The organism is Rhodobacter sp. P2_H5 (assembly GCF_056403335.1).
In genome coordinates, this window is record NZ_JBFUFS010000001.1 from 222,129 (window position 1) to 237,425 (window position 15,297).

Sequence of the window (15,297 nt, forward strand, 5' to 3'; positions counted from 1 at the left end):
GCGCCTTCCAGAATCGCGGTTTGGTTCCGGACGGGCGATGCGGCGCCGGCCTTCTAGAACAGCAGTGGCTCGGACCTGAGGCCGTCTTCCTGCGGCAGGCTGTGCCCGTGCAGGCGCAGCCGCAAGTCGGCCAATCGCAGCCGGGTCATGGCCGCCTCCGGCAACAGCGTGCCGCTGACATGATGCCGGCTCTCCTGCGCCAAATCATTGAGCCAAAACGAAAGATCCTCCAGCGTCTGGCTCAGAAGGTCGATCTTCTGCAAAGACACCCCGCTGGCGCGGAACGTGGCCGCCGTGGCGGAAGCTTCCACCGTGAGCGGCGATTTCGCCAAGAGCGGCGTGATGCTGTCCTCGATCTGAAGCAGAAGTTGCGCACTGTCTGCGAGGATTGCGGCAGTGCGTTCCAGCAGGGGCGGCAGGGGTTCTTTCATCTTGGCCCTCCGGTTACAGCGGGCCCACGACGCGCTCGATCGAGGCTTTCATCGTGGCGGTTGTGAAAGGCTTCCGGATCAGGTTGTTCAGACCCAGCTCCTGTCCGATCCGCAAAAGCTCCGGCGTCGGCTGGCCGGTGATCAGGATGAAGCCGATGCGGGCGGTCGACTTGTTGTTGCGCAGCGCATGCAACAGTTCCAGCCCGTTCATGCCCGGCATGTTCATGTCGCACAGGACCAGGTGGACGGGGGCCGCCACCAGTTTGCCAAGGGCGGTTCGCCCGTCATTCTCGGTCTGGTACTTCGTGATCCCCAGTTCTTCGAGCGATTGGGTGATCAGGGCTCGGCTGACCGACATGTCATCAATCACGGTGATGCGAATGGTATCGCGCAGGCTCATTTGGCATGTCCTTCTTGGCGGTCAGAAAAGTCTGGAGAGATAGAGGTGGTGGCCGCCTCGGGGCGGGATTGTCGTGCGCCCGATCCCGCGGCCGTGCGTTGATAGGCCGTCACGCCCACCGCGCGGAACATCTGTTCGGCAGGTCCCGCCACCCTTTCGGAATGGCCGATGCACAGATGGCCCTGGTGCGACATCAACTCGCCAAAGCGCGCCCAGAGCCGCGCCTGCGTCGGCTTGTCGAAATAGATCGCGACATTGCGACAGAAGATCACCTGAAACGGGCCGGAAATCGGCCAGTTCTCAATCAGGTTGAGCCGCCCGAAGGTGATCAACTCGCGCGCCGCGGCGCCGATCGAGAAATAGCCGGACTTGGCCGGCTCGATGAATTTGCGCAGGGCGTCGGGAATGGCCTTGCGTTCCTCCTCCGGGTAGATGCCCGCCTTGGCCTTGGCGAGGATTTCGGAATCGACATCCGTGGCCAGGATGCGCAGGTTCAGCTTGGCCGCCTCGGGGCAGAGGTTCAGCACGGTGAAGGCCAGCGAATAGGGCTCTTGCCCGGCCGAACACCCGGCCGACCAGATCCGCACCCGCCCCCCTTCGCGCGCCAACTTGATCAGCGGTGGCAGCGCCACGTCGCGCAGCAACTTGAAGTGATGATCCTCGCGGAAGAAGTGAGTGACATTGGTGGTCAGGGCGGACAGCATCGCCATGCGTTCATCTTCACCCTGCGGGCTGGTCAGCAGGCTGCAATAGTCACGGAAGTGCTCCAGCCCCAGGCTCCGCAACCGCTTGAGCAGGCGGGAGTAGACGAGATCGCGCTTCGCCAGCGTCAGGTGCAGGCCGAAATCGCGCATCGCCAGATCGGCGATGACCGCGAAATCCGCATCCGTGAACTGCAGACGCTCCCGCGAGCGGTCTGGGTCCGGACCCGGCGGCTGCACGGGGGAGATTGCCTCTCTCATGCAACGGCCTTTCCGCCCGGATGCAGAACCGCCCCGAGGTCGATGACCCGCGTCATGCCATTCTCGATCGGGATGACGCCGGTGATGCTTTGCCGTGCCATTTCAGAGCGGATGTCGGGGGTTTCCTGAATCTGCTCCCGCGGCACGGAAAGGATCTCGGAAACGGCCTCGACCAGCAGGCCCACCGTCTGACCGCCATGCATGGCCACCACGATCACATTGCGCGGGTTTTCCGGGGTTTGCCCCAGACCGAAGCGTGCCGCCAGATCGTAAATCGGGATGACGGAGCCCCGCAGGTTCATCACGCCCAGCACCTCATGCGGTGCATGCGGCAATGCGGTCACCGGGCTCCACCGGCGAATTTCGCGCACCTGTGTGATCTCGATGCTGAAACTTTGCTCGCCGGCCGAGAATGTGACGAACTCGACCTCGGATTTGGAGATATCTTCAAGCATTGGCATAGGCGGTCCTTCCCGCGTTCGAGAGGATGTTGGGCATTTGATAGGTCGAAGACACCCGGCCCCCGGCGATGGCATCGGGGTCAAGAATCAGGGCAATGCGCCCGTCGCCCAGAACCGTCGCGGCAGAGACGCCGGGTACCGAGCCGAAGTTGCTTTCCAGGCTCTTGATCACGACCTGGCGCTGGTCCTGCACCGATTCTACGACCAGCGCGCACTCCCCAAGGCTTTCGGATTCGACCAGCAGCAAAAGCGGTGCTTCCTGGGTGCCGGCCGAGGGGAAGCCCAGGCTGCGCGCCACATCGACCACGGGGATCATCCGGCCGCGGATCGACAGAAGCGTCTCGTCCGTGCCGATCCGGTGCAAGTCGCCCGGCAGCGGGCGGATCGTCTCGATGATCGAGGTGATCGGCACCACCAGGGTCTGCCCGCCCACCGTGACGACCATGCCGTCCATCACCGCCAGCGTCAGCGGCAGCATGATGGTGAATTCCGTGCCCTGTCCGGGCGCCGTGGCGATCGAGATCCGCCCGCCCAGCGCCTGAACCGCGTTGCGCACGACGTCCAAGCCGACGCCGCGGCCGGAAAGGTTTGAAATCGTGGCGGCAGTGGAAAAGCCCGGCATGAAAAGAAGCTGGTCAATTTCGGAATCGCTCAGATCCGCATCGGGCGAAACCAGACCCTTGCGCTTGGCGATCTCCAGGATCTTGGGGCGGTTGAGGCCGGCGCCATCGTCCTTGACCGTGATGATCACGCTGCCCGACCGGTGCGAGGCCGACAGGCGGATCGTGCCCATCGGCGATTTCCCCGTGGTCGCCCGCGCCTCGCGGCTTTCAAGCCCGTGGTCAACCGCGTTGCGGATCATATGGGTCAGAGGGTCGGCAAGACGTTCGACAACCGTCTTGTCGACCTCCGTGCCCTCGCCCGAGGTGACGAGTTCGGCCATTTTTCCGGTCGCATCGGCCGCCTCACGCACGATGCGCGACATGCGCTGGAACAGGGATTTCACCGGCTGGGCGCGGATGGCCATGACGCCTTCCTGAATGTCGCGCGCCAGCAGCCGGTAATCCTCGATATGCATGACGAGGTCGTCGTCATGGGTTGAGGTCATGTCCTGCAGGCGTTGAGCGATCATCGCCTGGTTGATGATCAATTCGCCCACCGCGTTGATCAGCCTGTCCACCCGGTCGAGATCCACCCGCAGGGTGGCCTTCGGCCCCTTCGCCTCGGAGCCGTCCTCGTTACGGTCGGTCTTGGTCTTGGGCTGCACAGGGACCGCGATCTTGAACGCCGGTTGGGCGCCAAGCGGGCCATCGCTGAACAGGCCGGCCATGGCGGGGTTTGGCCCCGGTTTGACAGGCTCGCTGGCCGGTTGCGGCCCCGGGTCGGGCAGATCCACGCCCGTGTCGGGCTGGGGCGGGGGGCCCATCAGGGGCATGATTGTCAGATCGCAGAGGCCATGGACGAATTCGAAGACATCCTGGACAACGGTCTCGCTTTCATCGGTGCGCAGTTCCACCTTCCAGTTCAGCCTGGGTTCGGCTGGGTCAAAATCCTGCCAGGTGCCAAGCTGGGACATGTCGAGCATGCTGGTCATCTGGCCCAGTTCGCTGAGCGCGGCGAACAGCAGGGCGGGCTCGTGACCGTTGCTGTAAAGAGCCGCGCGCGGGCGGAATTCGATCTGGAAGCCGATCTGGACCTGCGGGAGCTCCTCCGCCGGCGCCGCGGGTTCAACCTCCGGCAGAGCGAGCAGTCCGGGCGCGGGGGCGTCTGCGATCCCCGGAATGTCCAGCGTGACGGCGGCGAATTCGAAATTGTCCCAGGCATCGACGGCCTCGATCTCGCCCTCGCCCAGGCAGGCCTGCAGGGCGGTCAGAAAGCCCGAGGTCACCTCTTCGGCGATGGTGCGGCCGCTGCGGGCGGCATCGACCAGATCGGCCAGACAATCGGCCGAGCGCATCAGCGTGTGGATGGTTTGCGGCGTCAGGTCCAGCGTGCCCGACCTTGCCGCATCCAGCACGGTTTCGAAGGAATGGGCAAAGTTGACGAGGTCGGTCAGCTTGAACGCCCCGGCCCCGCCCTTGATCGAATGAACGGCCCGAAAGACCGAGTTGAGCGTTTCCTTGTCGAACTCGGCCCCTTGCATCGACTCGAGCCCCTCGGCGAGCGATTCAAGCAGCTCCTCCGTCTCTTCAAAGAAGGTGTCGAGGATCGGGTTGCTCATCTTACGCCACCATCCCCGTCACCCGGCGGATGACCGAAACGAGCGACACGTCGTCAAAGGGCTTCACGATCCAGCCGGTCGCCCCGGCATCGCGGGCGCGGGCTTTCAGCTTGTCGCCGCTTTCGGTGGTCAGCACCAGAATCGGCACCTGATTGTCGATGTCGCCATGGCGGATCGCGTCGATCACGCCGTAGCCGTCCATGTTGGGCATGTTGATATCGGTGATCACCACATCCGGGCGCACCTCGGCATAGCGTTCGACCCCTTCAACGCCATCGCAGGCCGATTCGAAATCAAACCCCGCCTCCTCCATGACCGAGCGCAGAAGTTCGCGGATTGTCTTGGAATCATCGATGGCAAGTACTTTCAGCGTCATTTCAAACCACTCCAGCCAGTGTTTTCAGCGTTGAGCCCGAGACGGGTGAAATCCTGCACCAGCCGGGGCGGCAAATCGGAGACATCAAAGCCCAGATCACGCCCTTTCCAGGCGCGGTCCGCGGTCAAAAGCACCTGAACAACCCGGGAATCGGGGCGCTTCTGATGGCGCATCGAGATGCGGACCGACTGGTCGCCATGCCCCTCCAGAAAGCTCATCAGGGGTTCGGAGCGAGTGATGCTCAACCGCTCCTGTGGTTCGAAAAGTTTCCAGTCACGCGTCATGGGCATCTCTCAGGTACAATCCGCGAATGTTTCATGGGATCCGGAGCCCGTTTTGACCCGGGCTCCCTATCGGATAGCCCGCTGCGCTTAAGAATTGGTTTCGCTGGAATGGCCGAAAGGGTCCGCAGGCGATCGCGGCCTCCGGAACGCAGGGTAAATTGGTTAAAAGGCGAGGCTTCGGTGCGGCGGGTCAGCAATCCCGCGCCCGGGCCGCCCGATTTCGGCCCGGTTTTTCAGCGCCCGCAGCGGGCAGAATCAGGCCGCCGCGGGGCGGAAATCAGTCGGGTTGCAGCATATAGCCTTCGCCGCGCACGGTTTGCAGATAGCGCGGCTGGCGCGGGTCATCCTCGATCTTGCGGCGCAGGCGGGTGATCTGGACATCGACGGCGCGCTCTTGCCCGCCGGTGGCTTCCTTGGGCATGTCGCCGGTCAGACGCTCGCGCGCGACGGGCACGCCGGGGGCGGCGGCAAAGATACGCATCAGCTGCGCCTCGGTCGCGGTCAGGCGGATCAGCTCGTTGCCGCGCCAGAGTTCGCCGCGCTCGGGGTCGTAGCGGGCGGCACCAAGCTGCAAGTGCTTCGGCCCGATTTCCGAAGGTTTGACCTGCGGCACCCGACGCAGGATCGCGTTGATCCGCAGCAAAAGTTCCTTTGGTTCAAAGGGCTTGACGAGGTAATCATCCGCCCCGGCCTCCAGCCCCTCGATCCGGTTGGAGGCCTCGCCCCGCGCGGTCAGCAACAGCACCGGGATCGCCAGGTGCTTGCGGATATCGCGGGTGAAGCTGATGCCGTCCTCGCCGGGCATCATCACGTCCAGCACCAGAAGGTCGAAATCCAACCCGGTCATCAGCCGCCGCGCCTGATCGGCGTTGCGGGCGGTGGTCACCAGAAAACCACTGCGGATCAGGAATTTCTGCAAGAGGCCGCGGATGCGTTCGTCATCATCTACCACCAGAAGATGGGCCTGCAGATCGTTCATGTCACGTCCTCCCGCAGGCCAAGATACTGCCGGCGCATTTCGGGGTCCATCATCGCCTCCAGAACGGTACGGAAGCCCTGCACCGCCTGGGGCCCGGCGGCGCGGTAGGCGGCGCGCATCCTGGCGCGCTGCGCATCCGATAGGGCGCGTTCCAGCGCCAGACCCTTCTCGGTCAGATGCAGGCGACGCTCGCGCTTGTCAGTCTTGCCGACCCGCGCCTCGACCAGATTGTCGTCAAACAACGTCCGCAGCACCCGGTTCAGGCTTTGCTTCGTCACCCCCAGAATGCCGAGCAGGCTGGACACCGTCAGCCCCGGCGCGCGGTTGATGAAGTGGATGGCCCGGTGATGGGCGCGGCCATAGTCCATCTTTTCCAGAATGCGGTCGGGATCGGCGGTAAAGCCGCGATAGGCGAAGAACATCGCCTCGATCCCCTTGCGCAGCTGCTCGTCGGTGAGGAACAGCAGATTTTCGCCGCCGGCGGATGGTTCGGCCATGGGTCACTCCTTCGTTGCCGGGAATTTACGTCAGCCTTGTTGACATTCCAAGACATAACTGTTAGCCCGGCGTCGATTTTGCGCAACATTATGTCCGAAGCGGACCGATCTGGCGCAACATTTGCAAAAGCGGAGGCTGAGATGGCAGGATATGACGATCGTGACGGGTTCATCTGGATGGATGGCAAGCTGGTGGAATGGCGCGAGGCCAAGGTCCATATCCTGACCCATGCGCTGCACTATGCCTCTTCCGTATTTGAAGGCGAGCGCTGCTACAACGGCAAGATCTTCAAATCGACCGAGCATTCCGAGCGCCTTTTGAAATCGGGCGAGCTTCTCGACATGCCGATCCCCTATAGTGCCGCCGAGATCGACGCCGCCAAGGCCGAGGTTCTGGCCGCCAATGGCCTGACCGACGCCTATGTCCGCGCCATCGCCTTCCGCGGGGCTGGTGAAGAGATGGGGGTTGCGGCCCTGGCCAATCCGGTGCGGCTGGCCATAGCCTGCTGGACATGGGGCGCCTATTACGGTGATGCGAAGTTCAAGGGCGCCAAGCTCGACATTTCCAAGTGGAAGCGGCCTTCGCCCGAGACGATCCCTTCGGCGGCCAAGGCCTCGGGTCTGTACATGATCTGCACCATGTCCAAGCATGCGGCCATGGCCAAGGGCTGTTCGGATGCGATGATGTACGACTATCGCGGCTATGTGGCCGAGGCGACCGGGGCGAATATCTTCTTCGTGAAGAACGGCGAGGTCCATACGCCGATGGCCGACGCCTTCCTGAACGGCATCACCCGGCAGACCGTGATCGGGATGCTGAAGGACATGCAGATCGTGGTCCACGAACGCCACATCCTGCCGGAAGAGCTGGCAAGCTTCGAGCAATGCTGGCTGACCGGCACCGCGGCCGAGGTCACCCCGGTGGGCCAGATCGGCGAGCACATGTTCGAGGTGGGCGAGCTGACCAAGCGCATCGCCACCGCCTACGAAGCGCTCGTCCGGGCCTGACACCTTCTACAGGATGGGCAGCATTGCCCATCCTACCGGAGGCGTCGCGCCTTTTGTCAAAAGATTAGCCTTCTTGCTGTGGGGCTGGGCTGCTACCAAAGGCCCAACAAGCAGGAGGACGTCATGACCATTCGTTGGGGGATCATCGGTCCGGGCGCCATCGCGCATAACTATGCGGACGGGCTGGCGCAGACGGACGCGGGCCAACTGGTGGCGGTGGCCGGTCGAGATGCGGGGCGGCGCGATGCCTTCGGCGACGCCTATGCGATCCCTGCCGCCCATCGCCATGCCACGACGGCGGCGATCCTGTCCGACGCGGAAGTCGACGCGATCTATATCTCGACCCCGCATCCGCAACATGCCGAACTGTCGATCGCCGCCCTGCGCGCGGGCAAACACGTCCTTTGCGAAAAGCCGGCCGGGATGAATGCCGCCGAGGTGATCGCCGTGACTGAAGTCGCAGCGCAAGAAGGCCGCTTCTTCATGGAGGCCTTCATGTACCGCTGCCATCCCCAGATGGCCCGCGTGCTGGAGATCATCGCTTCGGGCGAGATCGGCAGCCTGCAGCACATCCGCACCCAGTTCGGCTTCAACGCCCCCTACGAGCCCGGCTCGCGCCTCTATGAAATGGCGCTTGGCGGCGGCGGGATTCTGGATGTCGGCGGCTATCCCGTCTCGCTGTCGCGGCTGATCGCGGGAGCGGCGGTGGGGCAGCCCTTTGCCAACCCGATCAGCGTCAAGGGCACCGGGGTTCTGGCGGAAACCGGGGTCGATGCCGTCTCGCATGGGCTGTTGACCTTCGCATCGGGCTTTGTCGCCGAGATTGCGGTGGCGGTCTGCCGGGTGATGGACAACCGGGCGATCATCACCGGCTCCAAGGGGCAGATCGTGATCGACGACCCCTGGGTTCCGGGCCGCAACGCCGGGCCTTCGGATACGACCTTCCACATCACGGTGGGCGAGAGCACGCGGACCGAAACCCTGCGCGACCCGCGGATGCTTTTCGCCTTCGAGGCGGACTATGTCTCGAAAGCCATCGCGTCGGGCGCCCTGCAGGCGACCACTCCCGCGCCGAGCCATGCCGATTCCATCGGCAACAACGAAACGCTCGACCGCTGGCGGGCCGAGGTCGGCTACAAGACCTTCGCCGAGCGTCCTGAAACCAACCGCATCCTGCCTGGCGTGCTGCCCAAGGCCCTGCCGCCAATGCCGATGATTCGGCTGGAGGGCGTGGCGCAGCCCATCTCCAAGCTGATCCTTGGCTGTGACAACCGCAACACTCTGGCTGAGGGCGCGATCACCTGGGATGCCTGGATGGAGGCCGGCGGCAACGCCTTCGACACCGGCTTTGTCTATGGCGGCGGCTTGCATGAGAAGATCCTTGGCGAATGGATCGCCGCGCGCGGCGTGGTGAAAGAGGTCGTCGTCATCGCCAAAGGCGGCCACACCCCCTATTGCACCCCCCGCGCCATTGGTGCCGAGCTGGCGATCAGTCTCGACCGGCTGGGCTTGGACGCAGCACCCATCTACATCCTGCACCGCGACAATCCCGAGGTCCCGGTGGGTGAGTTCGTCGAGGCCCTGAACGCGCTGAAACGGGCTGGCAAGATCGGCATCTTCGGCGGCTCCAACTGGACGCCCGCCCGCCTGGCCGCAGCCAATGAATATGCCGGAAAAAACGGGCTGGAGCCCTTCCGCATACTGAACAACAACCTTTCCCTTGCCGTGATGGAGCAGCCGCTTTGGCCGGGCTGCATCACCTCCAACTCGCCGGAAACGCTAGACTTCCTGCGCAAGGGTTCGGTAGCGCATCTGTCCTGGTCCTCCCAGGCGAGGGGCTATTTTCTGCCCGAGGGGCTCCGCCACCGCCTGCCCGAGGAGACCGCCCCCGAGACCTGCTTTGCCAGCCCCGCCAATGCCGAACGGCGCCGCCGGGCCGAGGCCCTCGCCGCCGAAAAGGGCGTCACCGCGCATAACATCGCGACGGCCTGGGTGCTGAACCAGAGCTTCCCCTCTCTGGCGCTGATCGGCCCGCGTTCGCCGGGGGAAATCGTCTCGACCCTGCCGGGCGCGGCGCTGACCCTGACCGAGGCCGAGGTTCTGTGGCTGAACCTGGAGCGAGACGCCCGCTAGCTAGCGTGACTGCCAGGCCGAGGTTTTGGAGGCCGGGCCGATCCGCTTCGGCAGGTCGGATTTGGCGGTGACCGAACTGGCCGTGGGGGCGGCGTTCTGGCCCATCTTGTGCAGCGTCGGTTTCGGCGCTGCCGCCTCGGTCTCGCCCTCGGCGGCGGTGGGCAGGACAGAAGCCACGGCCTTGCTCGCCATGTCGACGAGGCCCAGATCCTGCGCCATCCCAAAGCCGACGAGGCCCAGGACCGGCAGGATCGACAGGTTCAGCAGAAGGCCGAAGGGTCGCGGACGGGTGGCAGAGCCGAAGGCAAATTGCGCGACCTTGGCGGCCGGCCAGCCGCCGAGCAGGGACAGCAGCAGCAGCTGAAACGCCGGCAGCCGCATCTCGCCCGCCTCGACCCGCCGCGCATCGACGTAGAAGGCGACGAAGGTCAGCAGGTTCACCAGCAGTAACCAGCCGACAAGGCTTGCGATCAGAAGGGCCAACGGGCCTTGGAGGGAAAGGGCATCTGTCATCATGCCTCCTCCCTGCCCGGTGATCGCGGCAGGATTGCGGAAAACCCGTGCCGGTTTGAGGGAAATTGCGCCGACCCTACGCCCACAGGATCAGATGCGGTGCCCCGTCCGAGGTCTGGTCGGGCGAGCGTCCCTCGCGCCCGATCACCTTGCGCAGCCGGCTGCGGAAATTGGAGAAGCTGTCGAAGGTCACGACATCGACCGGTGTCTCGAGGTCCAGGGTCACTTCGTAGAGGCCTTCCGCAACCTCACGCAGGGCAATGACCTCGGCGAGGAAGGTTTGACCGAGGTAGCGCCCCGGCACGATCTGGCCCAAGTGGACCGGCGGACGGGGTGCGTTGCCGATGGCGGCGTGGAGGGTGTTCCAGTCGCGCTGGCCGTAGCTTTTGGCGATCAGCTCCAAAGCGGCGGAATGGCTGATCTCGCGCCCGCGGGTGGCGAGGTCGGCGCGGAGATGGCGGGCTTGCGCCTTGGCGGCGTCAAGATTGGGAAGTGGGGTCATGGCCTGTCCTGAGGGACGTCTGCGCCGGGGCCTGCGTTGCCGATGCGTCCCGAGGAGATCAGGTTGCGCTGGGTATCTTCCCCGGTTTCACTAAGATTGCAGGCGGCAGGGACCGGATGCCCTGCCGCCTGACATAGAAGCTTCGCGGCCTTGCGTCAACGTGGCGCCCTCAAACCTCGCGCCCGCGCTCGATCCGCGCGAATTCGACCAGGCGGCGGCCCTGATCCGTCGCCGGGCTCTGGCGCTGCCAAACCGCGTGGAAGGCGGTTTCGGAACGGTCGCGCGCGATGCGCAGGAATTGCTTGAGGCGTTGCGAGCTGGAAGGTTTGCGGTGATCGGCCAGATGTTTTGTCATGTGGACCCCTCCTGTGTGGGCCTTCACCCTAGCACGGCCTGGCGGATTCTCCTACCGCCGTGCCGGGCCGCGCCCAGGCTTTCCGCCGACCGAAGGGGCCCGGGTCGGCGGAAATCGCCGGTCAGAGGCTGTCGCGGCGCAGGGGCGTGGTCGAGCAATGCAGCCCGCCGCCGTTCTTGTGGTTGGCGGCATAGGGCAGCGTGGTCCAGGTCACGCCGGCCGCCGCCAGCCGATCGAGCGTGCGGTTGGTGGCGCCTTCGGGCATCAGGACCTTGCCGGGCGCGATGGCGAGGGAGTTCACGATCCAGGGGTCGTCGCCGGGGTCGGTCTCGATATAGCGGATGCCGCGGGCGGTGAGGTCTTCGAGGAAGGAATAGGGCAGGCCCATCGGGTTCAGGATCGCGAGATCCTTGTCGATCATCAGGAAGGACACGTCGAGGTGGATGTCATAGCCGGTCAGCTCGACGATCAGGAGGTCGACGCCCTGCCGCTTCAGCACCTCGCCCACCTGTTCGGCGCCCTCGCGGTTGACCCGCACGCCGACGCCGATGGCGCAAGTCTTGTCGTTCAGCCAGGCGAAGCTGCCGCCTTCCATGATGCCGCGGCCCGAGATCGTCCGCAGGATCGGGATGCCGATCTTGGCGAGGGTGCGGGTGACGGCGAGTTCCTCGCCGCGGCGGATCCGGGCGCCCATCCGGCAGACGATGGCGCCGCCCTTGACCATGATCACCGGGTCACGGGTGTAGATCTGTTTCAGGCGGTTGCCGGCCTCGCCTTCCATGTAATGGACCTCGACGCCCTCGGCCTCCAGCGCGGCCACGAAGCCGTCGTGCTGGCGCTGCATCTGAACGAGGTCGGGGAGGCTGTCGGATTGGAAGTACCAGCCCACGGCGGGGTCGCCGTAGGAGCCGATCTCGGGCAGGCGCTTGGCGGGGTCGACCACGTTCATTTCCGGGCCGGGGCGGTGCATCAGGATCGAGCGGATCTTGCCCACGTCGTTGTCGATGCCCCAGACCTTGCCCCAGGAGGACATCAGCTCCGACGGGTCCTCGAAGGGCGGTTCGGCGCCGGCGGCGAAGGTCTTGACGGTTTGGGTATAGATCCAGTGGGGGTTGCTCATGGCGGGCCTTTGGGTTGGATTGCACGCGTGCAATCTTTGGTAAGTGYTTGTTTTTGCTTGGCTATGGCCTGTGTTGTTAACCTTTGATTAAAGGTTTCACACCGCCGAAAAGCCGTTGTCGACGAAAAGCTGGGTGCCGTTGACGAACTCGGCGTCATCCGACGCCAGATACAGGGCGGCGCGGGCGATGTCCTCGGGCTGGCCGAAGCGGCCTTGGGCGGCCTTCAGGGCGGCTTCGGAGACATCGACGCCGAGGGCGGTCAGCTCTTTCACCTCGCGCAGGCCGTGGGGAGTCTCGATGAAGCCGGGGCAGACCGCGTTGCAGCGGATGCCCTTGTCGCGGAACTCCACCGCGATGGCGCGGGCGAACATGTGGCAGGCGCCCTTGGTCGCGTCATAAAGCACCTCGTTCGGGGTGGCGTAGACGGCGGAGATCGAGGAGGTGCAGACGATGGCGCCCTTGCCCGCCGCCAGCATCATCGGCAGGACGGCCTGGGTCATCAGGTACATGGACTTCACGTTGACGTCGAAGAGGAAGTCCCAGTCCGCCTCCTCGGTTTCCAGGAAGGGTTTGATGACGATGGTCCCGGCGTGATTGAACAGGATGTTGACCGGGCCAAGGGCGGCGGCGATGCTGGCGACGGCGGCATCGACCTCGGCTTTCTTGGAGACATCGGCGGCGGCGAAGGTGACCCGGTGGCCGGCAGCGGCAAGTTCAAGGGCCAGCGCCGCGCCCGCCGCAACATTGCGGTCGATGATGCCGACGGCGGCACCTTCGGCGGCGAACAAACGCACGGCAGCGGCGCCACAGCCTGTGGCACCGCCGGAGACAATCGCTACTTTACCAATAAGACGGTCGACCATGGCACCCTCCGGTTTCGGCCAGAGCCTAACACCGGGGGGCGCAGGAGCAAGGTCTCAGACCAGCGCGGTTTCCACCGTCGCTTCGCCGCGCGAGAAGTGCGAGTAGGGGCAGATGAAATGGCCGCGCTCGACCATCTTGGCGGCGACATCGGCGGGGACGCCGGGCAGGGAAACCTCAAGCTTCACCGACAGGCCGAAGCCGCCTTCCGAACGCGGGCCGATGCCGACCTTGGCGGTCACGGTGGCCTCATCCGGCACGGTGCCGAGCTTTTCGGACGCGGCGGCAAAGCGCATCGCGCCCAGGTAGCAGGCGGCATAGCCCATGGCGAACAGCTCTTCGGGGTTGTGGCCGAGGCCGGAGCCGCCCAGTTCCTTCGGCGAGGCCATGGTCATGGTCAGCGAGCCATTGGCCAGTTTCGACAGGCCATTGCGGCCACCGCCGTTTGCGGTGGCTTCGGTCCAATATTTCGGGTCAATCGACATCATATTCTCCAATCGTGTTCGATTTGATCGTGAGCGATGTAATAGCTGAGTCGCGGGGCTGCGTCAAGGCTCTTGCGATTCTATCGTGTGCGATTTATCTAAGGGGCAGAGGTGTGCGATGAAACTGCAAAATATGATCTGCTTTTCTCTCTATTCGGCCAACCATGCGATGCAGAAGGTCTACCAGCCGCTGCTGGCGCCCTTGGGCCTGACCTATCCGCAATATCTGGTGCTGATGGTCTTGTGGGACGAGGATGGCCGCAGCGTCGGTGATCTGGGCCGGGCTTTGCAGCTGGAGTCGAATACGCTGACGCCGCTGTTGAAGCGGATGGAGGCGCAGGGACTGGTCACCCGCGCCCGTGTGCCCGAGGATGAGCGGCAGGTGCGGGTCAGCCTGACGGCCAAGGGTCGCGCCTTGCAGGACGAAAGCGCGGCCCTGTCGGGTTGCATCTTTGACGCCTGCGGGCTGGCCTTGGAGGATCTGACCGCGCTGCGCGACCAGATCGTCGGGCTCAGGGACCGGTTGCGAGGCGAGTGAGCGCCCATGTGGCGGCCTCGGCTACGGTGGGGTCGGGGTCCTCGGTCAAGCGCCGGGCTATCGGGATCAGCGCCGGGTCGGCGGAATTGCCGATGGCATAGAGCACGTTGCGCGTCATCCGGTCGCGGCCGATGCGCTTGATGGGGGAACCTGCGAAACGCTGGCGGAAGGCGGCATCGTCGAGGCTGGCGAGGTCGGCGAGTTCGGGCAGGCCGACTTTGGGCTGATAGCCAAGGTCGCGGGCGCTTGCGGCGAATTTGTTCCACGGGCAGGCGGCAAGGCAATCGTCGCAGCCATAGATCCGGTTGCCCATCAGGGGGCGCAGGTCGGGGTCGACGGGGCCTTTGTGCTCGATCGTCAGGTAAGAAATGCAGCGCCGCGCGTCGAGCTGGTAGGGGGCCGGGAAGGCCTTGGTCGGGCAGGCGTCAAGGCAGGCGGTGCAGGAGCCGCAATGCGAGGTTTCGGGCTGGTCTCTGGGCAGGTCCAAAGTGGTGAAAATGGCACCGAGGAAGAACCAGTTGCCGAGATCGCGGGACAGAAGGTTGGTGTGCTTGCCCTGCCAGCCGAGGCCGGCGGCTTGCGCGAGGGGCTTTTCCATAACCGGGGCGGTATCGACGAAGACCTTGATCTCGCAGGGTTCCCCCGCCTTGGCACACTGATCCATCATCCAGCGGCCAAGGCGTTTGAGGCGGCGTTTGACGAGGTCGTGGTAGTCCTTGCCCTGGGCATAGGTCGAAATCACACCGTGGCTCGGGTGGGTGAGGCCTTCGAGGGGGTTGGTCTCGGGCGTATAGACCTCAGCCAGCATGATGACCGAATGCGCCTCGGGCCAGAGGGCGGCGGGGTTGGCGCGCCATGCCTCGCGGTCGGCCATCCAGTCCATCTGGCCATGGTGGCCGGCGTCAAGGAAGGCGCGCAGGCGGGGGATGGCCTGCGGGATCGCGTCGGGCGCGCAGATGCCGAGGGCGGAAAAGCCCTCAGCCAAGGCCTGCTGGCGCAGTGTCGCATGATCCACGTCAATCTCCCTGTCGCGGGGCGGGTGTATCAGAGGAGTGCGGCAAAATCCACGCCGCGGGCCTGTGGCAATCTTGCATCGGGGGCTGTGGCTTCCCACATGAGGCTCAGGCTGCAAGCGACGTGCCTTTGAAGGGCGTCTGATGCGGTGCTGCA

The 15,297-nt window shown here is 64.7% G+C and carries 19 protein-coding genes; 3 read left to right on the plus strand and 16 right to left on the minus strand.

The features are described 5' to 3' along the window. Positions 1–53: 53 nt before the first annotated feature. The 9 genes from AC1DVR_RS01065 to AC1DVR_RS01105 form a co-directional block, all read right to left on the minus strand. Complete coding sequence (locus AC1DVR_RS01065) at positions 54–431, minus strand: hypothetical protein (protein WP_477998664.1); 378 nt, start codon at positions 429–431, stop codon at positions 54–56. A gap of 13 nt (positions 432–444) precedes the next feature. Further along, positions 445–831 (minus strand): response regulator, encoded by a 387-nt coding sequence (locus tag AC1DVR_RS01070; RefSeq protein ID WP_477998665.1) that lies wholly within the window; start codon positions 829–831, stop codon positions 445–447. Beyond that, positions 828–1,793 (minus strand): CheR family methyltransferase, encoded by a 966-nt coding sequence (locus AC1DVR_RS01075; protein ID WP_477998666.1) that lies wholly within the window; start codon positions 1,791–1,793, stop codon positions 828–830. The genes AC1DVR_RS01070 and AC1DVR_RS01075 overlap by 4 nt, the downstream gene beginning before the upstream one ends. Beyond that, positions 1,790–2,254 (minus strand): chemotaxis protein CheW, encoded by a 465-nt coding sequence (locus tag AC1DVR_RS01080; protein ID WP_477998667.1) that lies wholly within the window; start codon positions 2,252–2,254, stop codon positions 1,790–1,792. Before AC1DVR_RS01080 ends, AC1DVR_RS01075 begins: the two co-directional genes overlap by 4 nt. Continuing rightward, the gene (locus tag AC1DVR_RS01085) at positions 2,241–4,475 is read right to left on the minus strand and encodes a chemotaxis protein CheA (RefSeq protein ID WP_477998668.1); all 2,235 of its coding nucleotides are present in this window, start codon (positions 4,473–4,475) and stop codon (positions 2,241–2,243) included. Before AC1DVR_RS01085 ends, AC1DVR_RS01080 begins: the two co-directional genes overlap by 14 nt. A 1-nt stretch (position 4,476) precedes the next feature. Beyond that, the gene (locus AC1DVR_RS01090; RefSeq protein ID WP_477998669.1) at positions 4,477–4,851 is read right to left on the minus strand and encodes a response regulator; all 375 of its coding nucleotides are present in this window, start codon (positions 4,849–4,851) and stop codon (positions 4,477–4,479) included. Next, positions 4,848–5,135, minus strand: coding sequence for an STAS domain-containing protein (locus AC1DVR_RS01095; RefSeq protein WP_477998670.1), 288 nt, complete (start codon positions 5,133–5,135; stop codon positions 4,848–4,850). The genes AC1DVR_RS01090 and AC1DVR_RS01095 overlap by 4 nt, the downstream gene beginning before the upstream one ends. A gap of 277 nt (positions 5,136–5,412) precedes the next feature. Further along, positions 5,413–6,114 (minus strand): response regulator, encoded by a 702-nt coding sequence (locus tag AC1DVR_RS01100; protein ID WP_477998671.1) that lies wholly within the window; start codon positions 6,112–6,114, stop codon positions 5,413–5,415. Further along, positions 6,111–6,611 carry a MarR family winged helix-turn-helix transcriptional regulator gene (locus AC1DVR_RS01105; protein ID WP_477998672.1) on the minus strand — a complete coding sequence of 167 codons (501 nt, stop codon included), beginning with the start codon at positions 6,609–6,611 and terminating at the stop codon, positions 6,111–6,113. Before AC1DVR_RS01105 ends, AC1DVR_RS01100 begins: the two co-directional genes overlap by 4 nt. A 141-nt stretch (positions 6,612–6,752) precedes the next feature. On the opposite strand from AC1DVR_RS01105, the gene AC1DVR_RS01110 reads away from it, so the two are divergent. Both AC1DVR_RS01110 and AC1DVR_RS01115 read left to right on the plus strand, forming a co-directional pair. Next, positions 6,753–7,619, plus strand: coding sequence for a branched-chain amino acid aminotransferase (locus AC1DVR_RS01110; RefSeq protein ID WP_477998673.1), 867 nt, complete (start codon positions 6,753–6,755; stop codon positions 7,617–7,619). Positions 7,620–7,742: 123 nt separating this feature from the next. Next, entirely contained in the window at positions 7,743–9,752 is a 2,010-nt protein-coding gene (locus AC1DVR_RS01115) for an aldo/keto reductase (protein WP_477998674.1), read from the plus strand. Here AC1DVR_RS01115 and AC1DVR_RS01120 read toward each other — a convergent pair whose 3' ends face one another. From AC1DVR_RS01120 to AC1DVR_RS01145, 6 genes are all read right to left on the minus strand, one after another. Next, positions 9,753–10,265: a DUF1294 domain-containing protein gene (locus AC1DVR_RS01120; protein WP_477998675.1), complete on the minus strand. Its 513-nt coding sequence runs from the start codon at positions 10,263–10,265 to the stop codon at positions 9,753–9,755. A gap of 76 nt (positions 10,266–10,341) precedes the next feature. Then, positions 10,342–10,767 (minus strand): glyoxalase superfamily protein, encoded by a 426-nt coding sequence (locus AC1DVR_RS01125; protein ID WP_477998676.1) that lies wholly within the window; start codon positions 10,765–10,767, stop codon positions 10,342–10,344. Positions 10,768–10,936: 169 nt separating this feature from the next. Further along, the gene (locus AC1DVR_RS01130; protein WP_477998677.1) at positions 10,937–11,122 is read right to left on the minus strand and encodes a hypothetical protein; all 186 of its coding nucleotides are present in this window, start codon (positions 11,120–11,122) and stop codon (positions 10,937–10,939) included. 121 nt (positions 11,123–11,243) lie between these two features. Further along, the gene (locus AC1DVR_RS01135) at positions 11,244–12,242 is read right to left on the minus strand and encodes a dimethylarginine dimethylaminohydrolase family protein (RefSeq protein ID WP_477998678.1); all 999 of its coding nucleotides are present in this window, start codon (positions 12,240–12,242) and stop codon (positions 11,244–11,246) included. A gap of 96 nt (positions 12,243–12,338) precedes the next feature. Beyond that, positions 12,339–13,106: an SDR family NAD(P)-dependent oxidoreductase gene (locus AC1DVR_RS01140; protein ID WP_477998679.1), complete on the minus strand. Its 768-nt coding sequence runs from the start codon at positions 13,104–13,106 to the stop codon at positions 12,339–12,341. 54 nt (positions 13,107–13,160) lie between these two features. Continuing rightward, the gene (locus AC1DVR_RS01145) at positions 13,161–13,589 is read right to left on the minus strand and encodes an organic hydroperoxide resistance protein (protein WP_477998680.1); all 429 of its coding nucleotides are present in this window, start codon (positions 13,587–13,589) and stop codon (positions 13,161–13,163) included. 118 nt (positions 13,590–13,707) lie between these two features. On the opposite strand from AC1DVR_RS01145, the gene AC1DVR_RS01150 reads away from it, so the two are divergent. Beyond that, positions 13,708–14,127: a MarR family winged helix-turn-helix transcriptional regulator gene (locus AC1DVR_RS01150; protein ID WP_477998681.1), complete on the plus strand. Its 420-nt coding sequence runs from the start codon at positions 13,708–13,710 to the stop codon at positions 14,125–14,127. Here AC1DVR_RS01150 and queG read toward each other — a convergent pair. Then, entirely contained in the window at positions 14,102–15,142 is a 1,041-nt protein-coding gene (gene queG, locus AC1DVR_RS01155; RefSeq protein WP_477998682.1) for a tRNA epoxyqueuosine(34) reductase QueG, read from the minus strand. The two genes, AC1DVR_RS01150 and queG, sit on opposite strands and share 26 nt — an antisense overlap. Positions 15,143–15,297 lie beyond the last annotated feature (155 nt).

Coding starts and splice junctions, on each gene's coding strand:
- AC1DVR_RS01065 (WP_477998664.1), bottom strand. CDS start 431: ATGAAAGAACCCCTGCCGCCCCTGCTGGAACGCACTGCCGCAATCCTC.
- AC1DVR_RS01070 (WP_477998665.1), bottom strand. CDS start 831: ATGAGCCTGCGCGATACCATTCGCATCACCGTGATTGATGACATGTCG.
- AC1DVR_RS01075 (WP_477998666.1), bottom strand. CDS start 1,793: ATGAGAGAGGCAATCTCCCCCGTGCAGCCGCCGGGTCCGGACCCAGAC.
- AC1DVR_RS01080 (WP_477998667.1), bottom strand. CDS start 2,254: ATGCCAATGCTTGAAGATATCTCCAAATCCGAGGTCGAGTTCGTCACA.
- AC1DVR_RS01085 (WP_477998668.1), bottom strand. CDS start 4,475: ATGAGCAACCCGATCCTCGACACCTTCTTTGAAGAGACGGAGGAGCTG.
- AC1DVR_RS01090 (WP_477998669.1), bottom strand. CDS start 4,851: ATGACGCTGAAAGTACTTGCCATCGATGATTCCAAGACAATCCGCGAA.
- AC1DVR_RS01095 (WP_477998670.1), bottom strand. CDS start 5,135: ATGACGCGTGACTGGAAACTTTTCGAACCACAGGAGCGGTTGAGCATC.
- AC1DVR_RS01100 (WP_477998671.1), bottom strand. CDS start 6,114: ATGAACGATCTGCAGGCCCATCTTCTGGTGGTAGATGATGACGAACGC.
- AC1DVR_RS01105 (WP_477998672.1), bottom strand. CDS start 6,611: ATGGCCGAACCATCCGCCGGCGGCGAAAATCTGCTGTTCCTCACCGAC.
- AC1DVR_RS01110 (WP_477998673.1), top strand. CDS start 6,753: ATGGCAGGATATGACGATCGTGACGGGTTCATCTGGATGGATGGCAAG.
- AC1DVR_RS01115 (WP_477998674.1), top strand. CDS start 7,743: ATGACCATTCGTTGGGGGATCATCGGTCCGGGCGCCATCGCGCATAAC.
- AC1DVR_RS01120 (WP_477998675.1), bottom strand. CDS start 10,265: ATGACAGATGCCCTTTCCCTCCAAGGCCCGTTGGCCCTTCTGATCGCA.
- AC1DVR_RS01125 (WP_477998676.1), bottom strand. CDS start 10,767: ATGACCCCACTTCCCAATCTTGACGCCGCCAAGGCGCAAGCCCGCCAT.
- AC1DVR_RS01130 (WP_477998677.1), bottom strand. CDS start 11,122: ATGACAAAACATCTGGCCGATCACCGCAAACCTTCCAGCTCGCAACGC.
- AC1DVR_RS01135 (WP_477998678.1), bottom strand. CDS start 12,242: ATGAGCAACCCCCACTGGATCTATACCCAAACCGTCAAGACCTTCGCC.
- AC1DVR_RS01140 (WP_477998679.1), bottom strand. CDS start 13,106: ATGGTCGACCGTCTTATTGGTAAAGTAGCGATTGTCTCCGGCGGTGCC.
- AC1DVR_RS01145 (WP_477998680.1), bottom strand. CDS start 13,589: ATGTCGATTGACCCGAAATATTGGACCGAAGCCACCGCAAACGGCGGT.
- AC1DVR_RS01150 (WP_477998681.1), top strand. CDS start 13,708: ATGAAACTGCAAAATATGATCTGCTTTTCTCTCTATTCGGCCAACCAT.